This window comes from Pseudocitrobacter faecalis (genome assembly GCF_965231525.1).
In the GTDB taxonomy this organism is placed as follows: Bacteria; Pseudomonadota; Gammaproteobacteria; order Enterobacterales; family Enterobacteriaceae; genus Pseudocitrobacter; species Pseudocitrobacter faecalis.
In genome coordinates, this window is the sequence record NZ_CBDDNJ010000002.1 from 1,124,540 (window position 1) to 1,138,010 (window position 13,471).

The following is a 13,471-nucleotide window of genomic DNA, read 5'->3' on the forward strand; positions in this document are numbered from 1 at the left end:
GGGGAAAAGAACGTGACGACATTACAGCTTTCTATAGTACATCGACTGCCGCAGGATTATCGCTGGGCGGCGGGTTTCGCAGGTTCAAGAGTTGAACCGATTCCGCAAAGCGGTGATAGCAACGAAAATGCGCTGGTGGCCCTGAAACTGCTGAGCCCGGACGGTGATAAAGCCTGGCCAGTGATGCATACCTTAAGCCAGGCATTGTCGGATATCTCGCTCGAAAGCTCCGTTCTGGAGTGTGAAGGGGAGCCGTGCCTGTTTGTAAAACGTCAGGACGAATGTGCCGCGACCTGCCGTCTGAAAAATTTTGGCGTGGCGATTGCCGAAACCTTCTCCGGCAATAATCCGTTCTGATCGTCAGCTCAGCATAATGAGCTGACGGGTGTAATCCTGCTCTGGTGCTGCGAAAATGCGCTGGCACTCTCCCTGTTCGACCACTTTTCCCTGTCGCAGCACAATCACCTGGTGACACAGCGAACGTACCACATGCAGGTCGTGGCTGATAAAGATATAGGCCAGCCGGTACTTTTTCTGCAATTCCTTTAATAGCGTCAGTATCTGCGCCTGAACGGTGCGATCGAGCGATGACGTGGGTTCATCGAGGATGATCAATTCAGGTTTCAGGATCAAGGCGCGCGCGATGGCGATACGTTGTCGCTGGCCGCCGGAAAATTCCGCCGGATAGCGCTGACGTGTGTCCGGATCTAACCCCACTTCCTGCATGGCCTGAATGACGCGTTGTTCGCGATCGATTGCCGACAGCGCTGGGTGGTGTACCCGTAAACCTTCTTCAATAATCTGTAGCGCGTTCAGACGCGGGTTAAGCGACGAGTTCGGATCCTGGAAGACCACCTGAATGCGATGGCGCAGCGGCAGGAGTTGCTTACGGCTACGGCCCTGCAACATTTCCCCGGCAAACTGAATCTCGCCTTTGGAGGCAATGAGGCGCAGTAGCGCAAGCCCGGTGGTGCTCTTCCCTGAACCCGATTCCCCTACCAGCCCCAGCGTTTCGCCCGCGCGCAGGGTAAAGCTTAAATTGTTCACCACACGATTGTTATCAACGATGCGGCGCAGGACGCCTTTACGTATCGGAAATTCGACGCTGAGATCGTTTACCTTGAGCAACGTGGCGGCATCCTCCGGTAAAGGTACTGGAGAGCCCGATGGCTCGCTGTCGAGCAGCCTGCGGGTATACGGGTGCACTGGTGCGGCAAACAGCGTCTGAGCGCGATTCTGTTCAACGCAGCGGCCCTGCTGCATGACCGCAACCCGGTCAGCCAGCTTGCGCACAATGCTCAGGTTATGGGTGATAAACAGTAAGCCCATGTTTAACTCGTGCTTTAGCTCGCGCAGTAGGGTGAGAATGTGTGCCTGCACAGATACATCCAGCGCGGTGGTGGGCTCATCGGCGATCAGCAGGGCAGGACGCGTCAGCAATGCCATCGCAATCATCACGCGCTGACGTTCGCCGCCGGAGAGCTGATGCGGATAATCCGCCAGCCGTTTGGCCGCGTTACGAATGCCAACCCTGTCCAGGCAATCCAGGATTTCTGCCCGCGCAGGCTCTTTGCGCATCCCCCGATGCAGCGAGAGCACTTCATAAAGCTGTTTTTCCAGCGTATGTAGCGGGTTCAGCGAGACCATTGGCTCCTGAAAAATCATCGCAATGCGGTTGCCACGCACGCCACGCAGCGTGTGTTCGCTGGCATGAAGCAGAGTTTCGCCCTGAAAACGGATATCGCCGCCAGGATAGCTCACTGGCGGCTGCGGCAGCAGGCGCAAAATGGAGAGCGCGCTGACGCTTTTTCCCGAGCCCGATTCACCAACCAGCGCCAGCGTTTCGCCAGCGTCAATCTGTAATGAGAGCTCGCTAACAACCGTACGTGTGACGCCCTGATTGCGAAAGGCGATGGAAAGATTGTCTATCTCAAGCAGATGATGACTCATCTTAAACCGCCTTATTCGGATCAAAAGCGTCGCGCACGGCTTCGCCGATAAAAATCAGCAGCGACAACAGCACAGCAACGGAAAGAAATGCCGTGATGCCAAGCCACGGAGCCTGAAGGTTATTTTTGCCCTGTAAAAGCAGTTCTCCCAGCGATGGCGACCCCAATGGCAGGCCGAAGCCGAGGAAATCCAGCGAGGTCAGCGTGGTAATGGAGCTGCATAAAATAAACGGCAGGAAGGTGAGGGTGGCAACCATCGCGTTGGGCAGCATATGACGGAAAATAATGCTGCGGTCGCTGACGCCAAGCGCCTGTGCCGCGCGAATATAGTCATAGTTTCGCGTGCGTAAAAATTCTGCGCGCACCACGCCGACCAGCGCCATCCAGCCAAACAGGACAGTAATCGCCAGCAGCCACCAGAAGCCCGGTTGCACGACGCTTGAAAGCAAAATGATCAAGAACAGCGTCGGCATGCCGGACCATACCTCAATAAAGCGTTGCCCCCAGAGGTCAATCTTACCGCCGTAATATCCCTGAATCGCGCCGGCTGTTACCCCCATTACGCTCGAGCAAATCGTCAGCATCAGGCCAAACAAAATCGAGATGCGAGTGCCGTAAAGAATGCGCGCCAGCACATCGCCGCCGTTGGCGTCGGTGCCCAGCCAGTTTTGTGAAGAAGGTGGCGAAGGGAAGGGGAGGTCGGTATTAAAGTCGATGGTTGTTGCACCGTAGCGAACCGGCGCCCACAGCACCCAGCCATTTTCGCTCAACTGCTTACGCAGCCACGGATCCTGGTAATCGGCGGCGGTGGCGAACTGGCCGCCAAAGGTTTGTTCGCTGTACTCTTTTACCAGCGGCACGTAGAGGCTGCCTTTGTACTGCACCAGCAAAGGACGATCGTTGGCGATGAGTTCGGAGCACATGCTGCAAACGAAGATGATCAGAAAGATCCATAACGACCAGTAACCGCGTCGGTTATGGCGAAAGCGCGCCCAGCGGGCCTGATTTATTGGGTTTAACGACATCATCACCGGCCCTCAAAATCGATGCGCGGATCGACCAACGTGTAGGTGATATCACTGACGATATTCAGCAGCAGGCCGATCAGGGTAAAAATATAGAGCGTACCGAACATCACAGGGTAATCGCGTGAGACGGTCGCCTCATAACCCAGAAGCCCCAGCCCGTTCAGTGAAAACATCACTTCGATCAGCAACGAGCCGGTAAAGAACATGCTGATAAAAGTGGCAGGAAAACCGGCAATCACCAGCAGCATGGCGTTACGAAAAATATGCTTCCAAAGGATGTTGTGCTCGCTGACGCCCTTGGCGCGGGCGGTGACCACGTATTGTTTGCGAATTTCGTCCAGAAACGAATTTTTAGTCAGCATGGTAAGCGCCGCAAAGCCGCCAATCACCGTCGCCAGCACCGGCAGCGTGATGTGCCAGAGGTAGTCAGTGATTTTCTGATACCAGAGAAGCGTGTCGAAATTGGCCGATACCAGCCCACGTAGCGGGAACAGGTCATAGTAACTGCCGCCAGCGAAGAACACGATCAACAAAATAGCGAACAGAAACGCCGGAATGGCGTAGCCAATAATAATCAGTGCGCTACTCCAGGTGTCGAAACGGCTGCCGTTTTGCACCGCTTTGCGAATCCCCAGCGGTATCGACACCAGGTAAATAATCAGCGTGCTCCACAGGCCGAGCGTAATCGACACGGGCAGGCTGTCCTTCATTAACTGTAAAACGGAGGCGTTACGAAACAGGCTGTTGCCGAAATCAAAGCGGATGTAATCCCACAGCATTTTGACGTAGCGTTCGTGCAGCGGTTTATCAAAACCGTAGCGCTGAGTAATTTCGGCGATCACTTCCGGGTCAAGGCCACGCCCGCCGCGATACTGGCTGTCGGCGATATTACCCACGCCCGCGCGTGCATGACTGCCGCCCGAGCCGCCTCCGCCGGTGCCAGGCAGGCCGCCGGGGTTACCGAACTCAACGGCGGCAATGGCCTGATCGACCGGGCCGCCAGGGGCAATCTGAACAATAAAAAAGTTAAGCGTGATGATTGCCCACAGCGTCGGGATAATCAGCAATAAGCGGCGGAGCAAATAGGCGCTCATCTCTTCTCCTTAACGCCTGGCTTCCGGCAGTTTCGCCGCTTTATTGACGTCATACCACCAGTTGTCAAAGCCGCTGGCATAGAGCGGGCGAACCGGTGGATGTGAGAATTTATCCCAGTAAGCCACATGATCCTCCGCCATATACCACATCGGCAGCATGTAGAAGTTCCAGGTTAAGACGCGATCCAGCGCGCGACCCAGCGGCAGCAATTTTTTCTCGTCACCTTTTGCCTGGATTATTTGATTGATTAACGTGTCAACGACCGGGCTGGCGACGCCGGGCGCGTTATAGGTTGAGTTGATGTACTCGGATGACCAGGAAATTTGCAGGTCGGAGCTGGGCCACGGCGTGGCGCGCCACAGGCTTGGCATCATATCGTAATCGCGTTTACGTAAGCGGCTGAGCAACTGAGAGTTATCGACCTGGCGAATAGACATATCGACGCCGAGGCGCTTCAGATTGCGCTGGAACGGCAGCACCCACTGGTTATTCCCGCCAGAGGCGACCAGCAGTTCGAAGCGAAGTGGCTGGCCCGTTTTTTCATTTACGCGCTGCTGATTTTTCAGCACCCAGCCCGCCTGGGTGAGCAGCTCGCCCGCTTTAAGCAGGTTTTGGCGGTTCGCACCATCACCGTTTGAGACGGGCGGCTGATAAATAGTGGTAAAGACGTCGGGTGGAAGATCCTTTTTCATCGGAGCCAGCAGCGTGAGTTCCTCGGCATTCGGATAATGGCGCGCCGCGTACTCTGTATTCTGGAAATAGCTGACGGGGCGGCTGTAGGCGTGATAAAACAGCGCCTTATTCATCCATTCAAAATCGAAGGCCATGCTGATGGCTTCACGTACCTGCCGATCGGCAAAGACCGGGCGCTGAATATTAAACGCCAGCCAGCGTGTATCCTGAGCGGCCTCATTTTTTTGCGCCTCTTTCACGATATAGCCATTGGCGAAGTTTTTGCCGATATAGCGCGTGGCCCAGTTTTTGGCACTGCCTTCGTTACGTAGATCGAAGGCACCCGCCTTAAATGCTTCAAAGGCGACATTGTCATCAAGGTAGTAGTCGTAGCGCAGCGTATCAAAATTCCAGCGGCCACGGTTGACGGGCAAATTCGCGCCCCAGTAATTTTTTTCTCGTGAATAGACAATATATTGCCCCAGCCGCCAGTCGGTAATGCGATAGGGGCCGCTGGCGAGCGGTGGGGTAGAGAGCGGATCGCTGAGTTTGTGGTCGCGCCAGAATTTCTCTGGCATCACCGGCAGGGAGAAAAGGCTCAACATATCCTCTTTGCCCGGTTTGCCCAGCTCGAAACGCACCGTGAGCGGCGCAATGGCTTTAACAGTCGTGCCTTTGTAGACCAAACGGAATTGCGGCACACCTTCGGTCATAAACTTGTGGAAGGTAAACTCGACGTCGCGGGCGGTAATGGGGCTTCCATCATGAAAGCGAGCCTGGGGGTTCATGCTGACTTCGACCCATGAGTAATCATCGGCGTAGCGGGCGCTTTCGGCAATCAGCGGATAGTAGCTGCCCGGTTCATCGTCCGAGGTGGTGAAGAGCGCATCATAAAGCGATTCTGTACGCACGCCGGGGTTGCCGCGTAGCGCATAACGGTTAAAGTTATCGAAGGTGCCAATAGCAGAAAGCGTCACCGCGCCGCCTTTCGGTGCAGCCGGATTGACGTAATCGAAGTGATTAAAGTTAATGGCATACTTCGGCTCGCCAATGACGGCAAACGCGTAACTCTCTTTAATCGTCTGTGCGCCGAGGGGAAAACTGCTCAGCGCCAACAGCACGAGACACATGCGCACAAATATCACCGGGCTACCTTCCCTTTATGATCCGTTCCTGATGTCCTTGAATCATAATTGACCCTTAGCGGCTTGTGAAATATTTCGCAGGCTCATTATGCGCCTCAACAAGCTGAGGGAGAGTGAGCGGTCGGCTTATCCAGTAGCCCTGCAGGAAATCGACGCCGTGGTCGCGCAGCCACGTTGCCTGCTCCTGCGTCTCCACGCCTTCTGCCACGGTGACCAGATTTAGACGATGCGTAAGCGTCAGTACAGTATCCAGTACCGGCGAGGTGACCGTTTCCGTACCAATGGCTTTGACAAAACCTCGGTCGATTTTCAGATAATCCAGCGTGAAGCGCTCAAGATAAATCAGCGCACTATGACCGGTACCGAAATCGTCAATGGCAATTTCTATGCCCTCGCCGTGTAGCCATTCAAACAGTTTCACCGCCTGCTTTTCATTGAGCATGTCGCGCTCGGTGAGCTCCAGCACCACCTGGAAATAGTTTTCAGGCAAACTGGCAAGCAGGTGACGGATATCCTGTTTGAAGCTCTCAGCGTGCAGATGACTTGGCGAGATATTTATCCCAAGCTTTGTGCCGGGCGGCAGCACTTTTTGCAGTGCAGGCGCATCGTTGGCAATTAACTCAAAAAGATGGCGGGTGAGAGGAACCATCAGGTTTTGCCCCTCTGCGAAACTGATAAAGGCGTCGGGAGGAATATTGCCGGCAACAGGATGCGTCCAGCGCATCAGCACTTCCACGCCGCCAATATGCAAATCGCTGGCATGCACCACCGGCTGGTAGACCACATGAAACTGATTTCGGGTAATTGCCGATAGAATTTCCCGGCCAGGCCGCATTCTTATCGTCATTACGTAGGCGCACAAAATTCCACTCAGCAGGCCACACATCGCCCCTAACAGCAGTGCGTAAAGCATATTATCCGTGGCGACTTCGTTGCCATAGAGATAAATCTCAAGCGGCACGCCGTTGATTTTAGCCCGGCGAATGGGGCTATTTTCAATGCTTGTCAGCGCCACGGGCTGGTGGTTAAAAGTTGAGATCGCCGTATTGCCATTAATCACCAGCGCGATGCCACTGTACTGACTCTGTTTCGATGAATTCAGTATCCACGGCATCAGATTGGCGTTGATGGACGTAAATACCCCTCGGTCAGCCAACAGTGGGCTACGCGCCCACAGAATAAATGCCGGGCGGTGCGGCATCATGGGGGTGCCGGGCAAAATCGTCATCGCTTTATTTTGTGACAGGTCAAGAGCAGGGACGAGATCTTTAATCGCGATATCCAGCGGCCCTGTTGCCGATGAACAAAACGCATGGCCGTCTTTGACCAGCAGAAAAGCGCGAATATTAAGACTAAAAGCCGCCCGCGAGGTGAGCTCAGAGGAGACGTCCTCACACAAACTCATGGTCAGCGGTTGCAGCGTATCGATAGTACTGAGCACCTCGCCAAAATAGCTGTTGAGATAGGTTTTCAGCTCGGTAATGGTGTTGTCAAACTGCTCGGTGCGTTTGTGGTAAGAGACGTAAAACTGAGTACCGCCTGCCAGCAGAGCAAATACCACGCCGACCAACAAACTGGTGATGGCGATTCTGCGGCTTAACAGCGTTTTGCGGCTTAGCATAAAGATTGCGGGTCTCGGTTATTTAAATCGGTTTTGCAAAATCATCAGGAAAAAAAAAGCACTGCCAGAGCAGTGCTTTCTTATGCTTGCGGTCAATCAAGGGATACTGACAGCAAGTGATATTAAGAGCGGCTTAACACTCGGCGCGCTTCATTATAGCGCTTCTTCCAGTATGGTTCATTCATGCTGGAGATCGTAACACCGCTGCTGGTAGACGCGTGAACGAACTGATTATTACCGATATAGATGCCGACATGACGACCTGTTGATCCTGCACGGAACAGAACTAAATCGCCGGTGCGAAGCTGGCTACGAGAAACGGATTTACCGGTTTCCTGCTGTTCCCACGTAGAACGCGGCAGCTCTAAACCAAATTGTTCGCGGAAGGTGCGCTGTACAAAGCTGGAGCAATCAACGCCGCGTTTGGTGTCACCGCCTAAACGATAACGAACGCCTTTCCAGCCTGCGTACTGATCCATCAAACGTGATTTCACGTCGAGGTTGCGTACCATTGATTCAAATTCATCCTGAGAGGCTTGCAGTGACGAGGCATCGTTGGTGCCCACAGCATGCGTCTCAGAATGCATATTCCTGGCGGTGTCTTTTGTTGTACTACAGGCAGAAAGCAGAACCGCAACTGCTACTGCTGGAATCGCTCGCAAGATATATCTCAAGATTGGTTGAGATTTGACCATTTTATGTGTTTTCCCTTGAAGTCCTTAACGACAATGTCGTTATAAAAAATGCCAAACGCGTCTGAGACTAAATACACGCTAACAATGAGACAATTCTTTAAAGTCAGATCTGTGGACTAGCGCACAAATTTATTCACTGTGAGAATAATTGCTCATTATTGGCAAACGCGATTGAGATTACCCGATTGACAAGGGCATTGCGAGTGGTTTTACAGGATTTCTTATAAGAAATTGTGATACAGAAAGTTAAAATTTGTGAATGCGTAAAATAGTGTCAATTTAGCCTGAAAAATAGGCAACTCACTCATTCATAAGGCGAATATTTGTGGCGGAAAACGTTGTTCAGAATGATTTATCGGCGGAGATAAATCAGGGATCTAAAACGATCCCTGATGATAATTTTATAACGTCCGTTATTTATTTTCGGATTGGGCCATATTGAACCGCGGAAGATAACGTTCAAAAAGCGATATTGCTTTGTCACTCAGCGGGGTCATCAATACCCACGGAATGCCAATCAACACGGCTGTCAGAGAACCCACGGCGATATCAGTAAACCAGTGTGCGCCAATCATTACGCGCGGGAAGGCAAAAATCACGAAAATAGCCAGCGCGATGGCGAACGCTTTTTTACCAAAATAACGCCACATGAATGTTGAAAAAATGAGCAGCATCATGCCGTGGTCGCCTGGGAAACTATCCCGTGAAGCATCCTTGGTCGAGATGTGCAAATAATCGCTCACCCGATGGGTATCCGGGAAAAATAGCGTTGGGCTGGCGCGCTTAACCGGCATCAAATTCTGTGCCAGCTGGTTAATAATCACTGCGGCAAGCAGCATGACCAGGCCAATAATAATTATCCGGCGACGGCCAGCGGCATCCTCTTTCAGCCAGAAGCTAAGCATCAGGCAGCCCATGGCCAGCAGCGAACAGCCATCAAAGGCGCGGTTGTTGGTTATAGCGAGGAACCACTGATAAACGCGGCTCTCATCGAGCCCGTGATTGAAGAAGTGGAAAATCGCGGAATCAACATTAAACCAGACGCCATGGTTGGGCGGCAGGAACCAGCATAAAAAGAGCGCTATGCCCGCAGCGTTCAGCAGCAGGATTAACGGATATCGCGTTTTCATTTTTTCATCACCTTAATTCAACAACGACCGCAACCTTAGCGCTTTTACGCTAAACGGAGCTTCAACAGAGTGGTTTGCAACCCATTCCAGTCGGCATCCGCATCATTAATCAGCTCGATGCGACTGTCCGGCGGTGCGACACTCTGCGTTTCAATGTGCAGATCTGCACCCTGGCGGTTTATCCGCACCAGCCCTTCCGGGATCCGCATGACCGCTTTAACGCGCTGAACGGGAGCAAGACGTGCCCATTCGAGAATCCCCACGGTGTCGAAAGTTGTGTCGGCGTCAAAAATCCAGCCGCAGGATTGATAACCCTGGCCGCTATTCAGGCTGCGACGCCAGCGTTGATGTTCCGGCAGGCTGAGCGCGGCGAGCCCTTTTTTCTCCGGATGCGCGTGCGAGTGTGCGGCGCTGGCAGGGAGTTGTGTGAGATTGCTCCGCGGCTGGTCGAGGAGGGCGATATCAATGTTACCCTGCGTCGCGCTAACCCGCTGACGATTGTTGCCGTATTGTTGCCACCAGCTTTCCAGGGCCTGCTCGCTTTCCGCCGTCGCGCGATCGCCTTTATTGGCAATGATGATATCGGCGGCGGCGAGCTGGTCGCGGAAGTTCTCATTGAGCACCACTTTCTCATCCAGCAGCTGACGCGGGTCAAGTATGCAAAGTGTCGCCCGCAGGTCGATCCAGGGCTCGTAGACCGCGGCGGTGAGAATATCGAGGATCTGCTTAGGATGGCCCAGCCCGGTGGGCTCAATGAGCAGACGGTCTGGCTTTCCCTGACGCAGCAGCGTATTCAGGCCCACCTGCATCGGTAAACCATTCACACAACACATACAACCGCCGGGGATCTCTTTGAGCAGCGCACCGCTATCGGCCAACAGCGCGCCATCAATGCCCACTTCGCCGAACTCATTTACCAGCACCGCCCACTTCTCATCGGCTGGTTTATTCGCGAGCAGATGGAGGATGGAGGTGGTTTTACCGCTACCGAGAAAACCGGTTATCAGGTTGGTCTTTGTCACGAAAACTCCAGGATAAAAATCTGCAATGTTGTTACGGGTTGCATTAATCCTGGCGAAAAGGCGATGAAAAGAGAAGTAATTCGCGAAGAGAAATGATTTCTCTTCGCATAACAGCAGAAATTGTTAACTATTCAGGGTTGTGATAATGGCCTGACGTGCACCGAGTTGCACCAGACGCTGCCATGCCTGTTGGATATTTTCGACAAAGGTCGCGTTGCGCGGCAGGTCGCTGCCAAAGATTTCACTGAGTGTTAACAGGGCGGTGACGCGTTCTTCGTCACGGCTGTCGGCAACGATCCGGGCGATCTTCTCGGATAACGGGTCGCGCACATCAATTTTTTCACCCGCATCGTCGATGCCGCTGACATAACGCATCCAGCCCGCGACGCCTAATGCCAGCAGCGGCCACGCTGTGCCCTGTGCCAGGTGTACGCGAATGCCGTCCAGCAGGCGCTGTGGCAGCTTCTGGCTACCGTCCATGGCGATTTGCCAGGTACGATGCTTCAGCGCCGGGTTGCTAAATCGGCTCATCAGGCTCTCGGCGTAAGCGCCTAAGTCCACATCGGTTATCTTCAGTGTAGGAGCCTGTTCCGTCATCATTAAACGTTGAGCGGCGAGGCGGTAATCCGCGTCCTGCATGCAGTCGCTGATGTGCTGATAACCCGCCAGATAACCGAGATACGCCAGGAACGAGTGGCTACCGTTGAGCATGCGTAACTTCATCTCTTCCCACGGCAACACATCGTTAACCAGTTGCGCGCCGGCGATTTCCCATGCCGGGCGGCCCGCCACGAAGTTATCTTCAATAACCCACTGAATAAATGGCTCACAGCTGATTGCACAAGGATCGTTCACGCCGCCCAGCTCATCGGTGATTTCCGCAAGCGACGCCTCGGTTGCCGCCGGTACGATGCGATCAACCATGGTGCCGGGAAAGGTAACATGCGTTGATATCCACGCCGCCAGTGCCGGATCGCGCTGTTTCGCCATTCCCAGCACGGCGTTTTTCACCACGTGTCCGTTGTCCGGAATATTGTCGCAGGAGAGAACCGTAAAAGCCGGCAGTCCGCGTTGGCGACGGCGGTGCAGGGCTTCGACCAGAATACCCGGCGCAGAGTGGGGTTCCTGCGGATGGCCGAGATCGTGTGCAATGCGTGGCTGATTCACGTCCAGTTGCCCGGTCGCCGGGTCGATGCAGTAGCCTTTCTCGGTGATTGTCAGAGAAACAATCGCCACCTGCGGCTCACAGAATTTCTCAATAATCGCCGCCAGCGAATCGAGTTTGGCATTGAGGCACTCATTCACTGCGCCAATCACTATTGGTTGATTACCGTCACCGCTTTTTTCCAGCACCGTGAACAGATGATCCTGCGCGCGAAGCTGGCTCATCAACTGGTCGCCGCTAAACAGGCTGATCTCGCAGATCCCCCAATCGCCGCCCACGGCATTCAGTACACGGTCAGTCAGCAGCGCCTGGTGCGCGCGATGGAAGGCGCCGAAACCAAAATGCACAATCCGTGAGCGCAGCGCTTTTCTATCATAATGAGGCAGTTGCACATTCTCAGGGAGCGTACTGTTGGCGATTGTTTTCATTCTTTACACGTCCAATTAACCAGAAATTAACAATGCCAGTGTAAAGTTATATGACAACAAATTAAATTGGTGTGCCGAATTTATCCGGGTAATGTGAGCCAGATCAATCATTGCAGGGGCCGTATTTGACCACTACGAATAAACATGTATGGTAGTCGTCATTAACGAACATTTTATTGGTATAACAAGTTGAGAGGTTGAGGCGATGGAACAAACATGGCGTTGGTACGGCCCAAATGATCCGGTTTCCCTTGATGATGTGCGTCAGGCGGGTGCAACAGGTGTTGTGACTGCACTGCACCACATCCCGAATGGCATGGTGTGGCCGGTCGAAGAAATTCAAAAACGTCAGGCGATGCTGGCGGAAAAAGGGCTGACCTGGTCTGTTGTTGAAAGTATCCCGGTTCACGAAGATATCAAAACGGCTTCCGGCGAATACAAAACCTGGATTGCTAACTACCAGCAGAGCATTCGCAATCTGGCGACCTGCGGCATTGATACCGTATGCTACAACTTTATGCCAATCCTTGACTGGACGCGTACTGACCTCGAATACACGCTGGAAGATGGTTCCAAAGCGCTGCGTTTTGACCAGATTGCGTTTGCCGCTTTTGAGCTGCATATCCTCAAGCGTGAAGGCGCGCAAGCTGATTACACCGCAGAAGAGCAGCAGCAAGCGAAAGCCTATTTCGAGGCCATGACCGCTGCCGATATTGAAAAACTGACACGCAATATCATTGCTGGCCTGCCGGGCGCGGAAGAGGGCTATACCCTTGATCAGTTCCGTGCGCGTCTGGCTGAGTACGATCACATCAGCAAAGAGCAACTGCGTGAAAACATGGCCGTCTTCCTGCGTGCGATTGTGCCGGTTGCGGAAGAAGTGGGCGTGCGCCTTGCGGTTCACCCGGACGATCCGCCGCGTCCGATCCTCGGCCTGCCGCGTATCGTTTCCACTATCGAAGATATGCAGTGGCTGAAAGAGACCGTTGACAGCATTAACAATGGCTTCACCATGTGCACCGGTTCTTATGGCGTGCGCGCTGATAACGACCTGGTGAAAATGATTCAAACCTTCGGCGATCGTATTCACTTCACGCACCTGCGCTCCACCTGCCGTGAAGACAACCCGAAAACCTTCCACGAAGCTGCGCATTTACAGGGCGACGTGAATATGGTTGCGGTGGTTGATGCGATTCTGACTGAAGAGCAGCGTCGTAAGAATGCCGGCGATCTGCGTCCAATTCCGATGCGTCCTGACCACGGCCATCAGATGCTTGACGATCTGAAAAAGAAAACCAACCCAGGTTATTCCGCGATTGGTCGTCTGAAGGGGCTGGCGGAAGTGCGTGGCGTTGAGATGGCGCTGAAAGCGACTAAATTTCGCGATTTGCTGTAATTTGGTTTCAGAATAAAAAAAGCCAGCTCATTGAGCTGGCTTTTTTACGTTAATGCGAGAGCCTGTATTTTTGCCGGGGCGCTGCGCTTGCCCGGCCTACAACGGCACAAACACTGTAGGCCTGA

General features: G+C 53.5%; 11 protein-coding genes. 2 read left to right on the forward strand and 9 right to left on the reverse strand.

The genetic code is table 11. From position 1 onward, the window contains the following. Nucleotides 1-12 precede the first annotated feature (12 nt). Nucleotides 13-357, forward strand: a complete 345-nt coding sequence (locus ACOXYR_RS05910; RefSeq protein WP_108473637.1) for a YejG family protein — start codon at nucleotides 13-15, stop codon at nucleotides 355-357. Nucleotides 358-360: 3 nt separating this feature from the next. Here ACOXYR_RS05910 and yejF read toward each other — a convergent pair whose 3' ends face one another. The 9 genes from yejF to ACOXYR_RS05955 form a co-directional block, all read right to left on the reverse strand. After that, on the reverse strand, nucleotides 361-1,950 hold the full coding sequence (gene yejF / locus ACOXYR_RS05915; protein ID WP_189622780.1) for a microcin C ABC transporter ATP-binding protein YejF: 1,590 nt from the start codon (nucleotides 1,948-1,950) through the stop codon (nucleotides 361-363). A 1-nt stretch (nucleotide 1,951) separates the two neighbouring features. Next, nucleotides 1,952-2,977: a microcin C ABC transporter permease gene (locus ACOXYR_RS05920; protein WP_113857297.1), complete on the reverse strand. Its 1,026-nt coding sequence runs from the start codon at nucleotides 2,975-2,977 to the stop codon at nucleotides 1,952-1,954. After that, a complete protein-coding gene (yejB, locus tag ACOXYR_RS05925; protein ID WP_421355509.1) occupies nucleotides 2,977-4,071 on the reverse strand; it encodes a microcin C ABC transporter permease YejB in 1,095 nt (364 codons plus the stop codon). The genes ACOXYR_RS05920 and yejB overlap by 1 nt, the downstream gene beginning before the upstream one ends. A 9-nt stretch (nucleotides 4,072-4,080) precedes the next feature. Then, a complete protein-coding gene (locus ACOXYR_RS05930; RefSeq protein WP_373300306.1) occupies nucleotides 4,081-5,874 on the reverse strand; it encodes an extracellular solute-binding protein in 1,794 nt (597 codons plus the stop codon). A 70-nt stretch (nucleotides 5,875-5,944) separates the two neighbouring features. Then, nucleotides 5,945-7,510: a cyclic di-GMP phosphodiesterase gene (locus ACOXYR_RS05935; protein WP_108473641.1), complete on the reverse strand. Its 1,566-nt coding sequence runs from the start codon at nucleotides 7,508-7,510 to the stop codon at nucleotides 5,945-5,947. 122 nt (nucleotides 7,511-7,632) lie between these two features. Next, the gene (mepS, locus tag ACOXYR_RS05940) at nucleotides 7,633-8,205 is read right to left on the reverse strand and encodes a bifunctional murein DD-endopeptidase/murein LD-carboxypeptidase (RefSeq protein WP_108473642.1); all 573 of its coding nucleotides are present in this window, start codon (nucleotides 8,203-8,205) and stop codon (nucleotides 7,633-7,635) included. Nucleotides 8,206-8,618: 413 nt separating this feature from the next. Continuing rightward, nucleotides 8,619-9,335, reverse strand: a complete 717-nt coding sequence (locus ACOXYR_RS05945; RefSeq protein WP_113857295.1) for a phosphatase PAP2 family protein — start codon at nucleotides 9,333-9,335, stop codon at nucleotides 8,619-8,621. 44 nt (nucleotides 9,336-9,379) lie between these two features. Continuing rightward, nucleotides 9,380-10,357 (reverse strand): CobW family GTP-binding protein, encoded by a 978-nt coding sequence (locus ACOXYR_RS05950; protein WP_189622782.1) that lies wholly within the window; start codon nucleotides 10,355-10,357, stop codon nucleotides 9,380-9,382. A 123-nt stretch (nucleotides 10,358-10,480) separates the two neighbouring features. Then, entirely contained in the window at nucleotides 10,481-11,950 is a 1,470-nt protein-coding gene (locus tag ACOXYR_RS05955) for a mannitol dehydrogenase family protein (protein WP_421355510.1), read from the reverse strand. Between the two features lie 205 nt (nucleotides 11,951-12,155). On the opposite strand from ACOXYR_RS05955, the gene uxuA reads away from it, so the two are divergent. Continuing rightward, nucleotides 12,156-13,346: a mannonate dehydratase gene (gene uxuA / locus ACOXYR_RS05960; protein ID WP_108473646.1), complete on the forward strand. Its 1,191-nt coding sequence runs from the start codon at nucleotides 12,156-12,158 to the stop codon at nucleotides 13,344-13,346. Nucleotides 13,347-13,471 lie beyond the last annotated feature (125 nt).

Excerpts from the sequence above, each read along its gene's own strand:
- ACOXYR_RS05935 (WP_108473641.1), bottom strand. The coding sequence starts at position 7,510 with ATGCTAAGCCGCAAAACGCTGTTAAGCCGCAGAATCGCCATCACCAGT.
- yejB (WP_421355509.1), bottom strand. The coding sequence starts at position 4,071 with ATGAGCGCCTATTTGCTCCGCCGCTTATTGCTGATTATCCCGACGCTG.
- ACOXYR_RS05920 (WP_113857297.1), bottom strand. The coding sequence starts at position 2,977 with ATGATGTCGTTAAACCCAATAAATCAGGCCCGCTGGGCGCGCTTTCGC.
- yejF (WP_189622780.1), bottom strand. The coding sequence starts at position 1,950 with ATGAGTCATCATCTGCTTGAGATAGACAATCTTTCCATCGCCTTTCGC.
- uxuA (WP_108473646.1), top strand. The coding sequence starts at position 12,156 with ATGGAACAAACATGGCGTTGGTACGGCCCAAATGATCCGGTTTCCCTT.
- ACOXYR_RS05945 (WP_113857295.1), bottom strand. The coding sequence starts at position 9,335 with ATGAAAACGCGATATCCGTTAATCCTGCTGCTGAACGCTGCGGGCATA.
- ACOXYR_RS05930 (WP_373300306.1), bottom strand. The coding sequence starts at position 5,874 with ATGTGTCTCGTGCTGTTGGCGCTGAGCAGTTTTCCCCTCGGCGCACAG.
- ACOXYR_RS05955 (WP_421355510.1), bottom strand. The coding sequence starts at position 11,950 with ATGAAAACAATCGCCAACAGTACGCTCCCTGAGAATGTGCAACTGCCT.
- mepS (WP_108473642.1), bottom strand. The coding sequence starts at position 8,205 with ATGGTCAAATCTCAACCAATCTTGAGATATATCTTGCGAGCGATTCCA.